The organism is Paracoccus sp. PAR01 (genome assembly GCF_014851995.1).
GTDB classification, from domain to species: Bacteria; Pseudomonadota; Alphaproteobacteria; order Rhodobacterales; family Rhodobacteraceae; genus Paracoccus; species Paracoccus litorisediminis.
Genome location: NZ_JACVAW010000001.1, coordinates 610,674 through 627,569, shown reverse-complemented (window position 1 = coordinate 627,569; position 16,896 = coordinate 610,674). Strand labels below are relative to the sequence as shown.

Here is a 16,896-nt window from a genome sequence, read left to right as displayed (position 1 = left end):
CGGCTTTTTGCATTGGTCTTGAGGGAAGGTGGCGGACCCGGAGCGATTCGAACGCCCGACCCCCAGATTCGTAGTCTGGTGCTCTATCCAGCTGAGCTACGGGTCCGCAATATGGCGGTGATCTAGAATGACCGGCCTGCAGGTGCAAGGCACAATCTGAACTTTTCACCACCTGTCTTCGCGCGGTTTGGTAGTCATTCCCTGATGGGAAAACTGCCGCTCCTGCGAAGGAAGTGACATGGCGGACCCGGAGCGATTCGAACGCCCGACCCCCAGATTCGTAGTCTGGTGCTCTATCCAGCTGAGCTACGGGTCCGCTGTGAGGCGGTGATTTAGAGACAGCGGCCGGGGGGCGCAAGGCTAAAAATCACCTTTCTTGTCCGAGGGGCTGAAATAATTCCCCCGGCCGGTTCGCGCCCTATTCCACGGCCGCCTCCTCGCGCAGTGCGATGCCCGCCAGATCGCGGGGCAGGTGCAGGCAGAATTGCGTGCCGTCCTCGTCGCTGCGCAGCAGCTCCAGCCTGCCGCCGTGGTTGCGCACCAGATCCGAGGCAATGGCCAGTCCCAGCCCGGTGCCGCCCTTGCGTGAGCCGCCCGAGAAGGGCTGGAACAGGTAGTCGCGCGCCTTTTGCGGCAGGCCCGGTCCGGTATCGCCGATGCGGATGAACCATTCCTGCTCATCCTCGCCTGCGCCGATCTCGATGGTGCCGGGCTTGCGGGTGGCCTCGATCGCCTGCCGCCCGTTGCGGACAAGGTTCGACAGCACGCGGAACAATTGCTCACGGTCGGCACGAATCGTCAGCCCGGCGGGAATGTCGGTCAGGAATTCGATGGCAGGGGCATCATCCGCCGTCTCGGCGGCCAGCGCCTCGGCCTCGGTCACTTCCGCTACCAGTGCCGACAGGTTGAAGCGCGACAGCGACGGCGCGGGTTCCTCGGCCTTGCCAAAGGCCAGGGTCGTCTCGCACAGGTTCACCGCGCGGCTGATCGAATTGACCAGCTTGGGCGCGGCACGGCGGACGGCGGGGTCTTCGCTGGTTTCCAGCCGGTCGGCAAAGATTTGTGCCGTGGTCAGGATATTGCGCAGGTCGTGGCTAATCCGCGCCACCGCCTGTCCCAGCTGCGCCAGCCGCGCCTTTTGCTTCAGCGCCGAGGTGACGGTGTGCTGCATGGCGGCCAGCGCGGCCTCGGCCTCGTTCAGCTCGGCCAGCCGCGCGGTGGGGGTGATGATCGAGCGCGCATCCTCGGGGGCATTGGCATAGGCGGTCATGTGGTTGATGACGCGCCGGATCGGCACCAGCAGCATGCGCTGCGCTGCGACGTTCAGCAGAAGTGCGGTCAGGATCGAGAAAGCCGCCGAAATCGCCAGCAGCCGCAGCCCGTAATCGATCATCTCGGTGCGCAGCTGCTTGGTGTCGGTGGTGATCTCGATCAACTGGCCGGCCTGATTGACCGGCTCTCCGATGACGCGGATGACGCGATTCTCGGGGTCCAGAAGCTGCTGCATGGCATTCTTGGCCGAGGTCCAGAACGGCTGCGCGCGCAGGTCATAGGTCGCCGCGATCGGCCCGGGGATGGGCGAGGACAGCACCAGCTGCCGCACCTCGTTGCGGCGCAGGACGACGTTGAACACGCCGGCATTGCTAAGCAGCTCGGATTCGAGGTCCGAGGCCAGCGACTCATCGGTCGCCAACAGCGCGAGACTGGCAATCTGCGCCCGTTCCAGGCGCGATTCCAGAAAATCCAGGCGATAGTTCGCAATCGCTGGCAGCAGGATCAGCACTTCGGCCAGAAGCACGAAGATCCCTGTCAAAAGTGCGAATCGCCCGGAAAGGGTATTCAGGGTCATGTTAGCCTTTTGTATTCTACCCTAATCCGTGGCGTAGGCGGCGCAGTATCAGGTTGCACCGCACCCGATCAAACATCCGTGACCGGGCGCGAGTTCCCCGTGAAGCTGCATCGCGGCAAATAATCGGCAATGTGGTTGACTCAGGCTCGGGGTCCGACTATGCAGCGGGCCTCGAATAGACCGGCGCGTCTTGCGTGGGCTTTGTGCCCATACCCTGACCCGCCCTGACCCGGAGTTACAAGATGTCGAAACGCACCTACCAGCCGTCGAACCTGGTTCGCGCCCGTCGTCACGGCTTCCGTGCCCGCATGGCGACCAAAGGTGGCCGTCGCGTGCTGAACGCCCGCCGCGCCAAGGGCCGCAAGTCGCTGAGCGCGTAAGTCCTCGCCGAAAGGCGTAGGGCTAAGTCTCATGACGTGTGCAGCCGAAGTCGCCGCCGCTGACCGGAATGTTCCACAAGGGCAACCGGACAGGGCGGCTTCCGGCATTTCCGGGGGCAATCCCGTCAAGCCGGAGATCCTGCGCAAGCGGGCTGATTTCCTGCGCGCGGCGCAGGCAAGGCGTCAGGGCATGCCCGGCTTTCTGCTGCAGGCCCGTCGCCGGGCCGAGGGCGAGGCCGAGGGCATCGTCCGGATCGGCTATACCTGCTCAAAGAAGATCGGCAATGCCGTTGCCCGTAACCGCGCCAAGCGCCGGCTGCGGGCGCTTGCGCATGAGATCCTGCCCCTGCAGGCCAGGCCCGGCTGGGATTATGTGCTGGTCGGGCGTCCCGGCGCCACGATCGAGCGCGATTTTGCCGAATTGAAGCGCGATCTGGAGCAGGCGCTGTCACGCGTCCACGGCGAAAGCCGGGGCCGGGCATGAGCCCGCTTGCCCGCATCGTCGCACTTCCCGTCCATGCCTATCGCCTGATCGCCAGCCCCTGGGTTGGCCATGGCTGCCGATTCCAGCCGACCTGCTCTGCCTATGCTCTTGAGGCGCTGGAGCGGCATGGCGGGCTGAAGGGCGGCTGGCTGACGGCCCGGCGCATCTGCCGTTGCCATCCCTGGGGCGGGCATGGCTACGATCCCGTGCCGGGTTCCGAGCCGCAGGACTGACGCCCGCGCGTCATCCGTGATATGAACCTGCGCGACAGCGCCAAGACCAGGACAGGACCGATGCGGGACGAACTCGACACCGACGATTCCTTCGATCAGGACATCCACCCGCTGTTTCGCGGCGCGCCGACCTCGACCGAGTTCCGGAAGCTGAGGAAACGTCTGGTCCGCGAGACCCGCTCTGCCATCGAGACCTATGACATGATCCGCCCCGGCGACCGCTGGCTGGTCTGCCTGTCGGGTGGCAAGGACAGCTACACGCTGCTGGCGGTCCTGCACGAATTGAAATGGCGCGGTCTGCTGCCGGTCGAGCTTCTGGCCTGCAACCTCGATCAGGGTCAGCCGGGTTTCCCTGCGACCGTGCTGCCCGAATTCCTGACCGATCGTGAGGTCGCGCATCGGATCGAATATCAGGACACCTATTCCATCGTGAAGGAAAAGGTCCCCGAAGGCCGCACCTATTGTAGCCTGTGTTCGCGCCTGCGCCGGGGAAACCTGTACCGCATCGCGCGCGAGGAGGGTTGCTCGGCCGTCGTTCTGGGCCATCACCGCGACGATATTCTTGAGACCTTCTTCATGAACCTGTTCCACGGTGGGAGGCTGGCCTCGATGCCGCCGAAGCTGTTGAACGAAGAGGGCGACCTGAACGTGCTGCGTCCCTTGGCCTTCATCGCCGAATCCGATTGCGAGCGTTTCGCCCGTGCCATGAACTATCCGGTGATTCCTTGCGATCTGTGCGGCAGCCAAGAGGGCCTGCAGCGCATGCAGGTCAAGAAGCTGCTGGACGAATGGGAAACGCGCGCCCCGGGCCGTCGCAATGTGATGTTCCGCGCATTGATGAATGTGCGCCCCTCGCATCTGCCTGATCCCAAGCTGTTCGATTTCACCTCGCTGATCCCGAATGCATCGGATTTTAACGAAAAACCGGCTGAGGACGTGCCGCAGCTGCGGGAGCTTTAACCGAACGAAAAGATTCCCCCACCTAGGCTTCGGGTCATGAAACATGATTCGGTGCGCTATGGTTTTGGGAATTGGCACGGCGGTTGAGCGGCTCCGGCAGGCGATGCGGCTGCCCATTGCGCTGATGACGGGCGCAAGCAGGTCTGTCCTGGTGCTGCGGCTGGTCGAGGGCGAGGCCTTGCGCCGCCGCCTTGGTCCCGCGCTGTTTGAGCGGATGCTTGACCACGTGATGCTGCGCCTGACGATCGAACTGGGCCTGAACCCGCAGGCGCGACGACCCGGTCAGACCGAGATTTCAGGCCTGCTGTCGACACGGGCGGATGCAACACTGCCGCAGCGGGTGGCCCTGCTGGGCCGGATCTGTGCCGATAGCGTCGATCTGGGCGAGATGCCTGTCGCCATCTGGGCCGAAGGTGTGATCGTGCGCGGCGACATGGCAAGCGATCCGGCGCGGATGATCGATTTCGGACGCGAGGCCTTGGCTTCGGCGGGGCAGGGCGGGCCGATCGAAACCATCCGCATCCTGTCCTATTTGCCCGACCAGCCATTCAGGCCCATGATTTCGTCGATTGAGACGACTCCGCATATATTGCCACGCTTTCAGCCGCAGATTTGCTGCGATACCGGTCGGCTGATCGCGCTGGACGTTGAAGGCTGGCGAATTGAGGGCAACCTGCCCCCGACACCGCTGGACCAGATTGCGCCAAGCTTGAACGATGAAGGTTGGGGCGCATTAGTACTGGCCACGCTGCGGCAGGCGCTGTCGGCCCTGTGCGGCTGGGATCGGGATGGCCACGACATTCCCTTCCTGTCCTTGCGCCTGCCCGCGCGCGCCCTGAGCGACTCAATCTTGGCCGAGTCGATCCTGTGGGAACTGGACCGTCAGGATCTGTCTCCGGACCGCATCGAGATCGTCTTTTGCGAGCCGATCGGCACCGGGGCCAAGGGGCAGGCGGCGAAAGACAACCTGCAACGGCTGGCGGCTGGCGGTTGCCGCATGGCGGTCGGCGATTTTGGCACCGGCAGCGCGGGTCTGGCCGACCTGCGCGGCTTCGGTGTCAAACGGGTTCGGATCGGTCGGGCCTTTGTCGACGGTTGCCACTATCGGGGAGATCAGCAGCGCATGATCCTCGCCATTCTGGCATTGGCCGAGAACCTTCGGCTTGAGGTTCTGGCCGATGAGGTCGCGGTGCTGGACGAACGCGCCTTCCTGTCACAGATCGGCTTCAGCGCGGTGCAGGGCAGCGCCGTCGCGCCCGCCATGGAAGCCGACGCGATCGAGCCCTTTCTGCTTAGCCATCGCCACTCATTGCCGCGGGCCCTTCCGCTGGGGCGTGGCCGCTAGGTCCGAAACTCTCCCCTTGTTCATCGGTTGTCAGGTCTCGATCACGGGGAAATGGGCGCGGGGCGGGTCCCCGCGCCCCTGTTCTTCTTGCAATCTTGGGGGAACGGGGGCAAAAACCGGCCTCGCATGCGCCGGGCCGGTGCGGCGGAATGACCGGGAAGCGTCCTGCCACGGCGCGGCACCGGGCAAATTCCCTTGACCTTTGGTGGTCGGTTCTGTTGAAGCGGCCCGAACCCATTGGGTCATAGACGACGAAGGGCTGGTCCGGAATGGAAGACAACAACCGCAACCTCATATTGGCGATGGTGCTTTCCGCCCTCGTCATTCTCGTCTGGTCGATCTTCTTCGCCCCGGAGCCCGCTCCGCCGGTGCAGGAAACTGCGCAGACTCAGGCGGTTGACGGACAGGTCGCGCCCGGCACCGCGGCTGCGCCCGCAGCTGGCCAGACCGGCACGGCCCCCGCCCTTGCGGGCGCCAGCGCCGATCCGTCGCAGGCTGCCGCCCGCGTCGGCATCGAATCGCCCTCGCTGAAAGGCACGATCTCGCTGGCCGGTGGCCGCATCGACGATCTTGAGCTGACCGGCTACCACGAGACGCTGGACCCGAATTCCCCCAATGTCCGCCTGCTGTCGCCGACGGCGCAGGCTGGGCTGAAAGCCGAAGGCTCGCCCGTCGCGCCCGGCGGCGCTGCTGCGGTGACGGTGCAGAAGCCCTATTACGCCGTCTATGGCTGGATGCCTGCCGCTGGCACCGACCCGGCGTTGGTCCCCGGCCCGGCGACGGTCTGGAGCGTTGAGTCCGGCGATGTGCTGGCCCCCGGCAAGCCGGTGACCCTGCGCTGGGACAACGGTGCGGGCCAGATCTTCCGCCGCACCTATGAGCTGGACGACAAGTTCCTGTTCACCATCAGCCAGTCGCTGGAAAACAAGGGTCAGGCGCCCTTCGCGGCCGCGCCCTATGGCATCCTTGCCCGCCACGGCAAGCCCGACACGCAGAACTACTACGTCCTGCACGAAGGTGCTGTCGGCATGACCGACGGCAAACTGCTGGAAAAGAAATACAAGAGCATCACCGAGCTTGACGCCGCCGCTGGCGAAGGCCCGGCCGAGCTGATCGAGGTCAAGGAAAACGGCTGGATCGGCTTTACCGACAAATACTGGATGACGACGCTGGCCCCTGCGCCGGGCAGCTCGTTCACCGCCGTGGTGAAATACGCCCCCGGCGCCGACATCTTCCAGACCGAAACCCGGATGCCGGTGCAGACCGTCGCCCCCGGCGCGACCGGCACCAGCGCGAGCTATCTGTTCGCTGGCGCCAAGGTTTGGGAAACCATCAACGGCTATCAAGAAGCTCCCGGCATCGACCGTTTCGTCGACTCGATCGACTGGGGCTGGTTCTACTTCCTGACCAAGCCGATCTTCCGCCTGCTGCACTGGCTGCATGGCTTCATCGGCAACATGGGCTGGTCGATCATCGGCCTGACCTTCATCCTGAAGCTGCTGGTCTTCCCGCTGGCGCGCAAATCCTACATCTCGATGGCCAAGATGAAGGAATTGCAGCCGCAGATGGAGGCCATCAAGGAGCGTACCGGCGAAGACCGGATGAAGTACCAGAAAGAGGTCATGGAGCTGTACAAGCGTGAGAAGGTGAACCCCGCCGCGGGCTGCCTTCCGGTGCTGCTGCAGATCCCGATCTTCTTCTCGCTCTACAAGGTGATCTTCGTCACGATCGAACTGCGTCACGCGCCGTGGGTCGGCTGGATCCATGACCTTTCCGCGCCCGATCCGTCGAGCCTGTGGAACCTGTTCGGCATGCTGCCCTGGGCGGCTCCGGGTCAAGGCAGCTTCCTGCACAGCTTCACCCTGCCGGTGCTGGCGATCATCCTGGGCATCTCGATGTGGATGCAGCAGAAACTGAACCCGGCTCCCGCCGATCCGGCGCAGAAGATGATCTTTGCCTGGATGCCGTGGATCTTCATGTTCATGCTGGGCGGCTTCGCCTCGGGTCTGGTGCTGTACTGGATCACCAACAACCTGATCACCATCGCGCAGCAGTACACGATCATGTCGATGCACGGCCACCGCCCGGACTTCTTCGGCAATATCAAGTCTGCCCTGCCGACGCGGCCCAAGGCCGATGACAAGAAAGGCGGAAAATGACCGGACATATCGCCCGGATCCGTCGCTACCCGATCAAGTCGCTCGGGGGCGAGGACATGACGGCTGCGTCGCTTCGGGCGGCGCACCGGCTGCCGGGCGACCGTGTCTGGGCCATGCTGACCGAGGCGGGTGAACGCCATGCCGGGGACGGACCGCAGCCTGAACGCTGGCTGCCGAAATCCTGCTTCCTGCGCGGCGTGGCCTCGGCCACGCTGCAAGCCGTTTCGGGGGGCTGGGGTGAGGGCGTGCCCGAAGGGTCAATCCGCCTGAGCCATCCCGACCTGCCCGACCTGCGCTTCGACCCAGAAACCGAGGGCGCGCGCCTGCTGGACTGGGTTGCGCCGCTTTGGCCCGCTGACAAGCCTGCCGCCACGCGGCTGGTGCGCGGTCCGACCGGCTGGACCGATGTGAACCAGCCATGGGTCTCGATCCTGTCGCTGTCGAGCCTGCGTGATCTGGAAACCCGTCTTGGCCAGCCGCTGGGCATCGAGCGTTGGCGCGCGAACCTGTGGGTCGACGGCTGGGAGGCTTATGCCGAACAGGACATGATTGGCCAGATTCTGACCATCGGCGATGTCGAGCTGCGCGTGACCGAGGCCATCGGCCGCTGTGCCGCGACCAGCGCCAATACTGAAACCGGCCGTCTCGATTGCGACATGCCCGCAGCGCTGACCGAGCAATTCGGCCACCACCAGTTCGGCATCTATGCCGAAGTGGTCACGGGCGGCGAGATCGCCCTTAATGACGAGATCCGCCCATGAAGGTTTCCTTTCCCATTGCCCCCGAACCCGATTTCGACACCGCCGAAGCTGCGCGGAAGTTGTTTGCGGGGCCAGTCGACTTCCTCAAGGGCGTCGTCGCCATGGACGGCCTGCCGCCCGCCGACCGTCCCGAGGTCTGCTTTGCCGGACGCTCGAACGTGGGCAAGTCCAGCCTGATCAATGCGCTGACCGGGCGAAATCACCTTGCTCGCGCCTCGAACACGCCGGGCCGGACGCAAGAGGTGAACTATTTCACCCTGGGCGAACAGGCCTATCTGGTCGACCTTCCGGGCTATGGTTTTGCCAAGGCCCCGGTGCCCGTTGTCGCCAAGTGGCAGGCGCTGCTGAAGAAATATCTGTCTGGCCGCCCGACCCTGCGTCGCGCCTTTGCCTTGATCGATTCGCGCCATGGCGTGAAGGATGTCGACCACGAGATCATGCATCTTCTGGACCGCGCGGCCGTACCGTTTCAGGTCGTCCTGACCAAGACCGACAAGATCAGCCGTCAGGAACTTGAGGCCGTCGTCGTTCAGGTCGAGGAGGCGCTGCAAAAGCACCCCGCCGCCTATCCGGAGCTGGTCATCACCAGTTCGGAAAAAGGCCATGGCATTGCCACCTTGCGCGCCATCATCGCCGGTCTGGAATAAGCCCGGCCTCGGCAGGCCAAGGCCTGCCGGTCTGGACCTTGGCGGGGCTTGGACTTAGTCTCGCGCCCGACGAACAGGGGCCCCTGATGAGAAAGCAGAACATGAACCGTGATTGGATCGCCACCGCCCGCACACTCTCGGAAGCGCTGCCCTATATGCAGCGATATTCGGGCGCGGTCGTCGTCGTGAAATTCGGCGGCAACGCGATGGGCGACGATGAGGCCATGGCCGAATTCGCCCGCGATATCGTGCTGATGCGGCAGGTGGGCATCCACCCGGTCGTGGTCCATGGCGGCGGCCCGATGATCAATGAGCTGCTGAACAAGCTGGGCATCGAAAGCCGCTTCGTGCGCGGCAAGCGCGTCACCACCCGCGAGACCGTCGAGGTGGTCGAGATGGTGCTGTCGGGCCTTGTGAACAAGCGCATCGTGCAGGCGATCAACGATGCCGGCGGCCGCGCCGTCGGCATTTCCGGCAAGGATGACGACCTGATGGTCTGCGAGGCGGACGATCCCGAACTGGGCTTTGTCGGTCGCCCGGTCGAGATGAATGTCCAGATCATCCGTGACCTGTACAGTGCGGGCCTGATCCCGGTCATCGCCCCTGTGGCGACGGGGATGGAGGACAATGAGACCTTCAACGTCAATGGCGACACTGCCGCTGGTGCGATCGCCGGGGCGCTGAAGGCCGACCGCCTGCTGCTGCTGACCGATGTCTCGGGCGTCAAGGACGCGAGCGGAGAGGTCGTGACCCAGATGACCCCCGAGCAGGTGCGCGGCATGATCGCTGACGGCACCATCGCTGGCGGCATGATCCCCAAGACCGAAACTGCGCTGAAGGCGGTGGAGGAAGGCGTGCGCGCCGTGGTCATCCTTGACGGGCGCGTTCCGAATGCCAGCCTGCTGGAACTTTTCACCGAACATGGTGCCGGTTCGCTGATCCGTTCGACCGAACCGCGGGTCAAACCGCGCGGTTTGCGGCAGGGCGGAAGCGGGCTGTAAGCCGACTGCGACAAACGAGTCCCTTGCCCGCCCGGCGAAAGCTGTGGCAGGTTTGCGTTCACTGACTCCATTGGCGGCAAAGGCACGCGCATGACCCCACTCGGACACTGTCGGCTGATCCTCACCCGCCACGCCAAATCCTCTTGGGACGATCCGGAACAGCCGGACCACGACCGCCCGCTGAATGACCGGGGGCGGCGCTCGGCGCGTGCGCTGGGGGATTGGCTGGCGAGTCGCGGCTATGAGCCCGAGGAGGTCATCTGCTCGACCTCGGCCCGCACCCGCGAGACATGGGAGCGGGTGGCCGTGGCGCCGCTTGAGGTGCGCCCCCATCTGCGGCTTGAACCGACGCTGTATCAGGCCTCGGCCGATAAGATGCTGGAGATCCTGCGCGGTGCGACCGAGCCTACGGTGATGATGCTGGGTCATAATCCGGGCATTGCCGAATTTGCGGCGCTGCTGCCGGCGCGGGCTCCGGTCGATCCCGAGTTCCGCCGCTATCCCACGGCGGCGACGCTGGTGGTCGATTTCCAGATCGACAAATGGGGCGACCTGCAGCCGGGCGAGGGCAGCGTGCTGGATTTCGTACGAATGGACGGTCGGGTCTGACGGTCCCGACTCAAGCAGGAAAACCAACACGGCCGCGAGAGATCGCGGCCTTTTTCATTGCGGCTGTTTGGGTGTTTGAAAAGCAAATGGCCGGACCCGAAGGTCCGGCCATTTCGCGGTTTCCCGATGAAGGGAAATGGTAGCGGAGGAGGGATTTGAACCCCCGACACAAGGATTATGATTCCTCTGCTCTAACCAGCTGAGCTACTCCGCCGCGGTGCGGGCTAACTACGGCGAGTGGCGGGGAGGGTCAAGGGCATTTTCGCGACTTTTTTCACGCAAGCAATTTTCCCTGTGGATAGGCTGTGGATAGCCGTTAGGCGCGCGACAGGGGCGTGCTTTGCGTGCGAAATCAACAAAGGGGCGGGATGGATTTGGGTCAGCATTCGCTGGGATTCGCGCTGTGATCTGCGTGCAGCGCGCGTACGCCGACTATACACCGGGCGTATACCGGCAATGGGGCAGGGCGTTGTGTAGGGTGCGCTTAAGCGCACCCTACGAGAGCTTCAGCCGCGGGCGCGGACGACTTGCAGAAGCGGCATCACGTCGGACATGTCCGGGCCGTGTGCCTGCCCGGTCAGCGCCTTGCGCAGCGGCATGAACAGGCCCTTGCCCTTGCGGCCGGTGGCCTCTTTCACGGCGCTGGTGAATTCGCTCCAGCTGGTGTCGGTATAGGGCGGCGGCGGCAGCAGCGTCATCGCCTGCGCGATGAAATCGGCATCCTCGGGATCGATCTGAGGTTCGGCCCCTTTCGAGAAGATCTCCCACCAGCCCGCCAGATCGTCCAGCTTGGTGATGTTCTGGGACGCCACGCGCCAGAAACGCTCGGCCTGATCGGCAGGGACGCCAAGCGCTGCGATGCGGTCCTTGACCACGTCGAAGGGACGGGCCTGGTTCGCCTCGCGGGTCAGCGGCCACAGGTCCTCGGCATCGAACTTGGTCGGCGAGGCGCCGAATTGCGACAGTTCGAAGCCATTGGCCAGGCTGTCAAGATCCATGCGCAGCTCGACCGGCTGCGAGGAACCCAGACGCGCCATCAGCGACAGCAGCGCCTCGGGCGAGACGCCGGCTTCGCGCAGGTCCTTGATCGCCAGAACGCCAAGGCGCTTGGACAGCTCCTCGCCCTGCGCGCCGGTCAGCAGGCTGTGATGGGCAAAGGCCGGAGGGGTCGCCCCCAGCGCGCGGATGATCTGGATCTGGGTCGCGGTGTTCGTCACGTGGTCGGCGCCGCGCACGATATGGGTCACGCCCATATCGGCGTCATCGACCGAGGACGCGAACGTATACAGCACCTGACCGTCGGCGCGGATCAGCACCGGGTCCGAGACCGAAGCCGCGTCGATCGAGATATCGCCCAGGATTCCGTCGGGCCATTCGATGCGTTCCTGATCCAGCATGAAGCGCCAGTAGCCGTCACGGCCCTCGGCACGCAGCTTGGCGATCTCATCAGCCGTCAGCTTCAGCCCTGCGCGGTCATAGACCGGCGGCTTGCCCATCTTCAGCTGCTTCTTGCGCTTCAGGTCCAGCTCGACCGGGGTCTCGAAGACCTCGTAAAGGCGGCCGGACTTGCGCAGGCCGTCGGCGGCCTCGGCATAGCGGTCAAGGCGGTCGGACTGGCGTTCGATCCGGTCCCAGGTCAGCCCCAGCCATTCCAGATCGCGCTGGATGCCGTCGGCATATTCCTGCTTCGACCGCTCGCGGTCGGTATCGTCAAGCCGCAGGATGAAGGTACCGCCCGACTTGCGCGCGATCAGGTAGTTCATCAGCGCGGTGCGGAGGTTGCCGACATGGATGTGGCCGGTGGGGGAGGGAGCGAAACGTGTGATGGTCATCGAGGGGTCTCCTGTCGGCTTCGCTCTTTCACAAAACCCGGTTTTTGTCCATATCGGGGGGGCAAAGCCGAGGATTGACATGCCCGAATGGAAAGACGCCGTCGCCCCTGATGCGGGGCTGATCGAGGAACTGGCGCGACAGGCCGTCGCCAGCCTGCCCGCCGCGTTCGCCGGAGCTGCCGCGCAGGTGGTGCTGCGGGTCGAGGATTTCGCCAGCGAGGACTTTCTGGATGAGCTGGAGATTGACGATCCGCTGGAGCTGACCGGTCTTTATGACGGTGTGCCGATGACTGAAAAAACGAGCAGCGCGCCGCAGCATTTCCCCGATACGGTCTGGCTGTTCCGCCGCGCCATTCTGGACGAATGGGCCAGCCGGGGCGACGTGACGCTGGCGGCGCTGGTCGGCCATGTCGTCGTTCATGAGTTTGCCCATCACTTCGGCTGGTCGGACGAGGACATCGCCAAGATCGACCGCTGGTGGGAATGATCAGCTGCGCGGCATGCCCGCCGGGCGTGCCGTGCGCTTCTGCGCCGCGATGCGGAAAGGCGCGTTCGGGGCGCCATAGCCTTGATAATTGCCCTGCCGCTGCACGACTTCCAGAAAGAACCCGTCCTTGCGCGGCATCGAATACAGCTGAAAGAACTGCCCGCCCGCGTCTTCGTCATACATGATGTTGGCGGCGCGCAGACGCTTGGTCAGGCTTGGGTCCAGCCCGAAGCGCGCGGCCAGATCGTCGTAGTAATTCGCCCCGATCCGCAGGGCCGGGAAGCCCAGCCCGGCCAACGCCGCCGCCGAGGCAAAGATGTCGGCGCTGGAAAAGGCGATATGTTGGACGGATGAGCCGAGGCTTTCCTCGATGAAGCGACCGGCAAGGGTGCGCCGCGCCTCGGCCCCGTTCAGCGTCACCCGCATCCGGCCGGAACGGATCGCTTGGCTGCGGACCAGCCCATCAGGGTCGATCACATCCACCATCGGCGATTTCTCGGCCTGAAAGATCTCGGTGTAAAACAGGGATGAGCTGAGCATCTCATCATAGGGCATGGTCTGGGCGATGTGGTCGATGCCCGTTAGGCCCGCGCCGGGCAGGGGCTGGGGATCGGTCTGGAAATCGACCTGCCAGATCCGCGACAGATCGGCGCCGCCGTCAAGGAAACGGATCACACTGCCGCTGACGCCGCGAATGGCGGGGATGGTCAATTCGCCGGGACCGGCGGCCTCGGTATGGGGTTGCGCCAGCAGGGCAAGGGCGCGGGCATGGCTGGCCGCGGCATCCGGCACCTTCAGCCCGATTTCCGAAACCGTGGTGCCATGGGCGACAAAGCTGGTGCGAGCGAATCCCCGCGCGTCGGTATTGACCAGCAGATTGACGCCGCCCTGCCGCCACAGCGTCACAGGTTTCGACACATGCCGACCGGCCGGGGCAAAGCCGGTCGCGGTCAGAAGCGCGGTCAGTTCGGACGCGTCATCGTCGCTGGTGGCGAACTCGATGAACTCGACCTGCTCGACCGGTGCGGGCGGCGGAAAATCGGGCAGGTCCACGGCCAAGGCAGGCTCGGCCCGACGTGCGCGGTCCTGCAGCGCGATCAGGCTGCGACGCCCGTCCAGCGCCACCAGACGGGGCAGGCCCGCGCGGAACTGGTCGTTGAAGATCTCAAGGCTCAGCCAGCCGTCATAGCCGGTGGCCAACACCGCGCGCATGAAGCCGGTGACGTCCAGATCGCCCTCGCCCGGCATGTTGCGGAAGTGGCGCGACCAGTACAGCAGGTCCATCTCGATCGCCGGGGCATCGGCCATCTGGACGAAGAAGATCTTGTCTGCGGGGATCGAGCGGATCGAAGCGGGATCGATGCGGCGGCCCAGCGTGTGGAAGCTGTCGAGGATCAACCCGATATTCGGATGATCGGCGCGGCGGACCACCTCCCATGCATCGCGGTGATCGTTGACGAAGCGGCCCCAGCACAGCGCCTCATAGCCGACGCGGACGCCGTATTGCTGGGCCAGATCGCCGAGTTCGTGGAAATCACTGGCCATGCGGTCGATGCCGCCCATCGCCGCCGGGTGCAGCGATGAGCAGAACAGCACCAGATCGGTGCCCAGTTGGTTCATCAGCTCGAACTTGCGGGCGGCGCGGGCGAAGGCACGGGAACGATGCGGTTCGGGCAGGCCCTCGAAATCGCGGAAGGGCTGGAACAGGGTGATTTCCAGCCCGTGGTCGCGGACCATCCGCCCGACCTCGACCGGGCTGAAATCCGAGGCGATAAAATCCTGCTCGAAGATCTCGATCCCGTCGAAACCGGCGGATTGGATGGCGGCCAGTTTCTGGGTCAGGTTGCCCGAAAGCGAGACAGTGGCGATCGAGGTCTTCATGCTGGCTCCTGTCCCCTATCCCCGGCACATGGATTTGATGCCGGAAATCCGTGAAAAAACAAGCGTCCGCTGCGATGGGACAGGCTGGGACAAGATGCGGGCTTTCGCGACGCGCGTTTTTCTGGCAGCACATGGGCGCAATCGGATGAGGGCGATGGCAGGCAGAACCGGAACATTCAGGGAAAGCAGCGCGTGGGGCGAAACCCTGCGTTTTCTTGCGCTTGCCCTGCTGATTCCCTTCCTGTGCAATGCGCTGGTCATGCCGGGGACCATGCCCGCGCTGAACGGGCAGGGGCAGGTCACGGTCATCCTGTGCGGCGAGGATGCGCCGGTGCAGATGGCGCTGGCCGATGACGGCAGCCTTGCGCCGCTTCCCGCTGGCGATGACGAGCGGGGCGCGAAACCCTGTATCTGGAGCCTGCACGCCCAATCCCTGCTGGTCCCGGAGGGAACGGCGGTTCCGGCGGACCGGACCCCTGACCGGCAGGATTTCCTGCGGCCCATCGCCGCAGCCCCGGTTCTGGCCGAGGCGGTTCCACCGCAGGCGCGGGGGCCGCCGGTCATCCTGTGAACGATCCTGATCGCGGGGCGGATGGATGCCCTGCCTGACCGACTGTTTGACCGGATGACCTAGAATGAACAAACGCATTTCCCTTGCCGCGCTGGGCGCTTCGCTGCTGCTTTCCGCTGGCCCCGTCCTTGCCCATGCCTCGTTGGAACAGACCGAGGCTGCGGCTGGCTCGACCTACAAAGCGGTGATCCGCATCGGCCATGGCTGCGACGGTAAGCCGACCAAGACGCTGCGCGTCCAGATCCCCGAAGGCTTCTACAATGCCAAGCCCATGCCGAAAGCCGGCTGGCAGCTGAAGGTCGTGACCGGCGATTACGCCCGTCCCTTCGACAATCACGGCACGCCCATGACCAAAGGCGCGCGCGAAATCATCTGGACCGGTGGCGAACTGCCCGACGAATTCTACGATGAATTCGTCCTGCGCGGCTCGGTCGGGCCGGATCTGGCGCCGGGCAGCACGATCTATTTCCCGACCATTCAGGAATGCCAGAACGCCAAGGAAGCGTGGATCGACGTGACCGGGGCCGAGGATGTCGCCTATCCCGCCCCCGCGCTGAAGATCACCGAGAAGAAGGCGGGCGGTCATGGCCACCACGCCGCAGCAGCCCCGGCCCATGCCGGTCACGCCGAGGCAGGCCATGCCGAAGCGGCAGGCGATGCGGTGATCGGCGATCTGACCATCACGCAGGGCTATAGCCGCGCGACGCCTCCGGGCGCGCCGGTGGGCGGCGGCTTTCTGACCGTCGCCAATGGCGGGGCCGAGGCCGACCGGCTGGTCGCGGCGACAAGCCCGGCGGCCAAGAAGGTCGAGATCCATGAAATGGCGATGGAAGGCGACGTGATGAAAATGCGTCAACTGCCCGAAGGCGTGGAAATCCCCGCCGGCACCAGCGTCGAGCTGAAACCGGGCGGGCTGCACCTGATGCTGATGGGTCTGGAACATCCGCTGGTCGAGGGTGACAGCCTGCCGCTGACCCTGACCTTTGAAAAGGCAGGCAAGGTCGATCTGTCGCTGAAGGTCGGGCCGATGAATGCCAAGGGGGATGCCCATGCCCACTGATCCCTTGCGCAAGATCCGCTGGCTGCTTTGGGCATTGGTCGGCATCGCCGCGCTGGCGGCGGCGTGGTTCACGGTGATCTCGCCCCGGCTGACGACGCTGTCCGAGGCCGGGACCGACAATCTGGGTCGCGGCGACTACAAGCTGGTCGCCACCGACGGGACGGAATTCACGCAGGACAGCCTGAAGGGTCAGCCCTCGGCGGTGTTCTTTGGCTTTACCCATTGTCCCGATGTCTGCCCGACCACGCTGGGCGAGGTCGCCGGCTGGCAAGAGGCGGTGGGCGGCAAGCTGCGCGTGTTCTTTGTCACCGTCGATCCCGAACGCGACACTGCCGAGAAGCTCAAGGAATATGTCTCTTGGGTGGATGGCGTGACCGGCGTGACCGGCTCGCCCGAGGAGATCGCCAAGGCCACGCGTGCTTTCCGCGTCTATGCGCGCAAGGTTCCGGCCGAGGACGGCTACACCATGGACCATTCCGCGATGACGCTGCTGTTCGATGCCGAGGGCCGCTATTCCGGCCTGATCGGCTATCAAGAGGACCCCGCCCGGACCAAGGCGAGTCTGCAGAAGCTGCTGGGAAGCTGAAAATGGAAATGCCGGGCCTGAGCGCCCGGCATTTTCCTTTGCCTGCATGCG

At 64.7% G+C, this 16,896-nt stretch carries 17 protein-coding genes and 3 tRNA genes; 14 read left to right on the top strand and 6 right to left on the bottom strand.

Annotated features, from left to right (window positions below):
• Nucleotides 1-29: 29 nt before the first annotated feature.
• The 3 genes from IB235_RS03225 to IB235_RS03215 all read right to left on the bottom strand — a co-directional run bounded on the left by IB235_RS03225 (nucleotide 30) and on the right by IB235_RS03215 (nucleotide 1,849).
• Nucleotides 30-106, bottom strand: a tRNA-Arg gene (locus IB235_RS03225).
• A 133-nt stretch (nucleotides 107-239) separates the two neighbouring features.
• A tRNA-Arg gene (locus IB235_RS03220) sits at nucleotides 240-316 on the bottom strand.
• A 102-nt stretch (nucleotides 317-418) separates the two neighbouring features.
• Complete coding sequence (locus tag IB235_RS03215; RefSeq protein WP_155038158.1) at nucleotides 419-1,849, bottom strand: HAMP domain-containing sensor histidine kinase; 1,431 nt, start codon at nucleotides 1,847-1,849, stop codon at nucleotides 419-421.
• Between the two features lie 242 nt (nucleotides 1,850-2,091).
• On the opposite strand from IB235_RS03215, the gene rpmH reads away from it, so the two are divergent.
• The 10 genes from rpmH to IB235_RS03165 all read left to right on the top strand — a co-directional run bounded on the left by rpmH (nucleotide 2,092) and on the right by IB235_RS03165 (nucleotide 10,428).
• A complete protein-coding gene (rpmH, locus tag IB235_RS03210; protein ID WP_017998233.1) occupies nucleotides 2,092-2,229 on the top strand; it encodes a 50S ribosomal protein L34 in 138 nt (45 codons plus the stop codon).
• A gap of 31 nt (nucleotides 2,230-2,260) precedes the next feature.
• Complete coding sequence (gene rnpA / locus IB235_RS03205) at nucleotides 2,261-2,713, top strand: ribonuclease P protein component (RefSeq protein ID WP_192335512.1); 453 nt, start codon at nucleotides 2,261-2,263, stop codon at nucleotides 2,711-2,713.
• Complete coding sequence (yidD, locus tag IB235_RS03200; protein WP_155038156.1) at nucleotides 2,710-2,946, top strand: membrane protein insertion efficiency factor YidD; 237 nt, start codon at nucleotides 2,710-2,712, stop codon at nucleotides 2,944-2,946. The genes rnpA and yidD overlap by 4 nt, the downstream gene beginning before the upstream one ends.
• A 60-nt stretch (nucleotides 2,947-3,006) precedes the next feature.
• Nucleotides 3,007-3,906 (top strand): tRNA 2-thiocytidine(32) synthetase TtcA, encoded by a 900-nt coding sequence (gene ttcA / locus IB235_RS03195; RefSeq protein ID WP_192335510.1) that lies wholly within the window; start codon nucleotides 3,007-3,009, stop codon nucleotides 3,904-3,906.
• 58 nt (nucleotides 3,907-3,964) lie between these two features.
• The gene (locus tag IB235_RS03190; protein WP_192335508.1) at nucleotides 3,965-5,251 is read left to right on the top strand and encodes an EAL domain-containing protein; all 1,287 of its coding nucleotides are present in this window, start codon (nucleotides 3,965-3,967) and stop codon (nucleotides 5,249-5,251) included.
• A 269-nt stretch (nucleotides 5,252-5,520) separates the two neighbouring features.
• Nucleotides 5,521-7,410, top strand: coding sequence for a membrane protein insertase YidC (yidC, locus tag IB235_RS03185; RefSeq protein ID WP_192335506.1), 1,890 nt, complete (start codon nucleotides 5,521-5,523; stop codon nucleotides 7,408-7,410).
• Entirely contained in the window at nucleotides 7,407-8,171 is a 765-nt protein-coding gene (locus tag IB235_RS03180; RefSeq protein ID WP_192335504.1) for an MOSC domain-containing protein, read from the top strand. The genes yidC and IB235_RS03180 overlap by 4 nt, the downstream gene beginning before the upstream one ends.
• Nucleotides 8,168-8,818 carry a ribosome biogenesis GTP-binding protein YihA/YsxC gene (yihA, locus tag IB235_RS03175; RefSeq protein ID WP_192335502.1) on the top strand — a complete coding sequence of 217 codons (651 nt, stop codon included), beginning with the start codon at nucleotides 8,168-8,170 and terminating at the stop codon, nucleotides 8,816-8,818. The genes IB235_RS03180 and yihA overlap by 4 nt, the downstream gene beginning before the upstream one ends.
• Nucleotides 8,819-8,919: 101 nt before the next feature.
• Nucleotides 8,920-9,819, top strand: coding sequence for an acetylglutamate kinase (gene argB / locus IB235_RS03170; protein ID WP_155038555.1), 900 nt, complete (start codon nucleotides 8,920-8,922; stop codon nucleotides 9,817-9,819).
• 90 nt (nucleotides 9,820-9,909) lie between these two features.
• Nucleotides 9,910-10,428, top strand: coding sequence for a histidine phosphatase family protein (locus IB235_RS03165; protein ID WP_155038150.1), 519 nt, complete (start codon nucleotides 9,910-9,912; stop codon nucleotides 10,426-10,428).
• A gap of 137 nt (nucleotides 10,429-10,565) precedes the next feature.
• On the opposite strand, the gene IB235_RS03160 is transcribed toward IB235_RS03165, so the two are convergent.
• Together IB235_RS03160 and gltX are read right to left on the bottom strand one after the other, a co-directional pair.
• A tRNA-Met gene (locus IB235_RS03160) sits at nucleotides 10,566-10,642 on the bottom strand.
• 292 nt (nucleotides 10,643-10,934) lie between these two features.
• Complete coding sequence (gene gltX, locus IB235_RS03155; RefSeq protein ID WP_192335499.1) at nucleotides 10,935-12,260, bottom strand: glutamate--tRNA ligase; 1,326 nt, start codon at nucleotides 12,258-12,260, stop codon at nucleotides 10,935-10,937.
• Between the two features lie 79 nt (nucleotides 12,261-12,339).
• On the opposite strand from gltX, the gene IB235_RS03150 reads away from it, so the two are divergent.
• Nucleotides 12,340-12,747: a metallopeptidase family protein gene (locus tag IB235_RS03150; protein WP_192335497.1), complete on the top strand. Its 408-nt coding sequence runs from the start codon at nucleotides 12,340-12,342 to the stop codon at nucleotides 12,745-12,747.
• Here IB235_RS03150 and IB235_RS03145 read toward each other — a convergent pair whose 3' ends face one another.
• Nucleotides 12,748-14,628, bottom strand: coding sequence for a bifunctional sugar phosphate isomerase/epimerase/4-hydroxyphenylpyruvate dioxygenase family protein (locus tag IB235_RS03145; protein ID WP_192335484.1), 1,881 nt, complete (start codon nucleotides 14,626-14,628; stop codon nucleotides 12,748-12,750).
• A gap of 154 nt (nucleotides 14,629-14,782) precedes the next feature.
• Here IB235_RS03145 and IB235_RS03140 point away from each other — a divergent pair, with 154 nt between their 5' ends.
• The 3 genes from IB235_RS03140 to IB235_RS03130 all read left to right on the top strand — a co-directional run bounded on the left by IB235_RS03140 (nucleotide 14,783) and on the right by IB235_RS03130 (nucleotide 16,845).
• Nucleotides 14,783-15,199: a hypothetical protein gene (locus tag IB235_RS03140; protein ID WP_192335482.1), complete on the top strand. Its 417-nt coding sequence runs from the start codon at nucleotides 14,783-14,785 to the stop codon at nucleotides 15,197-15,199.
• Nucleotides 15,200-15,263: 64 nt separating this feature from the next.
• Nucleotides 15,264-16,259, top strand: coding sequence for a copper chaperone PCu(A)C (locus IB235_RS03135; protein ID WP_192335480.1), 996 nt, complete (start codon nucleotides 15,264-15,266; stop codon nucleotides 16,257-16,259).
• The gene (locus IB235_RS03130) at nucleotides 16,249-16,845 is read left to right on the top strand and encodes an SCO family protein (RefSeq protein ID WP_192335478.1); all 597 of its coding nucleotides are present in this window, start codon (nucleotides 16,249-16,251) and stop codon (nucleotides 16,843-16,845) included. The genes IB235_RS03135 and IB235_RS03130 overlap by 11 nt, the downstream gene beginning before the upstream one ends.
• Nucleotides 16,846-16,896: the final 51 nt, after the last annotated feature.

Bases quoted from the DNA above. Each gene is read 5' to 3' on its own strand.
- IB235_RS03215 (WP_155038158.1), bottom strand. From the start codon at position 1,849: ATGACCCTGAATACCCTTTCCGGGCGATTCGCACTTTTGACAGGGATC.
- rpmH (WP_017998233.1), top strand. From the start codon at position 2,092: ATGTCGAAACGCACCTACCAGCCGTCGAACCTGGTTCGCGCCCGTCGT.
- rnpA (WP_192335512.1), top strand. From the start codon at position 2,261: ATGACGTGTGCAGCCGAAGTCGCCGCCGCTGACCGGAATGTTCCACAA.
- yidD (WP_155038156.1), top strand. From the start codon at position 2,710: ATGAGCCCGCTTGCCCGCATCGTCGCACTTCCCGTCCATGCCTATCGC.
- ttcA (WP_192335510.1), top strand. From the start codon at position 3,007: ATGCGGGACGAACTCGACACCGACGATTCCTTCGATCAGGACATCCAC.
- IB235_RS03190 (WP_192335508.1), top strand. From the start codon at position 3,965: ATGGTTTTGGGAATTGGCACGGCGGTTGAGCGGCTCCGGCAGGCGATG.
- yidC (WP_192335506.1), top strand. From the start codon at position 5,521: ATGGAAGACAACAACCGCAACCTCATATTGGCGATGGTGCTTTCCGCC.
- IB235_RS03180 (WP_192335504.1), top strand. From the start codon at position 7,407: ATGACCGGACATATCGCCCGGATCCGTCGCTACCCGATCAAGTCGCTC.
- yihA (WP_192335502.1), top strand. From the start codon at position 8,168: ATGAAGGTTTCCTTTCCCATTGCCCCCGAACCCGATTTCGACACCGCC.
- argB (WP_155038555.1), top strand. From the start codon at position 8,920: ATGAACCGTGATTGGATCGCCACCGCCCGCACACTCTCGGAAGCGCTG.
- IB235_RS03165 (WP_155038150.1), top strand. From the start codon at position 9,910: ATGACCCCACTCGGACACTGTCGGCTGATCCTCACCCGCCACGCCAAA.
- gltX (WP_192335499.1), bottom strand. From the start codon at position 12,260: ATGACCATCACACGTTTCGCTCCCTCCCCCACCGGCCACATCCATGTC.
- IB235_RS03150 (WP_192335497.1), top strand. From the start codon at position 12,340: ATGCCCGAATGGAAAGACGCCGTCGCCCCTGATGCGGGGCTGATCGAG.
- IB235_RS03145 (WP_192335484.1), bottom strand. From the start codon at position 14,628: ATGAAGACCTCGATCGCCACTGTCTCGCTTTCGGGCAACCTGACCCAG.
- IB235_RS03140 (WP_192335482.1), top strand. From the start codon at position 14,783: ATGGCAGGCAGAACCGGAACATTCAGGGAAAGCAGCGCGTGGGGCGAA.
- IB235_RS03135 (WP_192335480.1), top strand. From the start codon at position 15,264: ATGAACAAACGCATTTCCCTTGCCGCGCTGGGCGCTTCGCTGCTGCTT.
- IB235_RS03130 (WP_192335478.1), top strand. From the start codon at position 16,249: ATGCCCACTGATCCCTTGCGCAAGATCCGCTGGCTGCTTTGGGCATTG.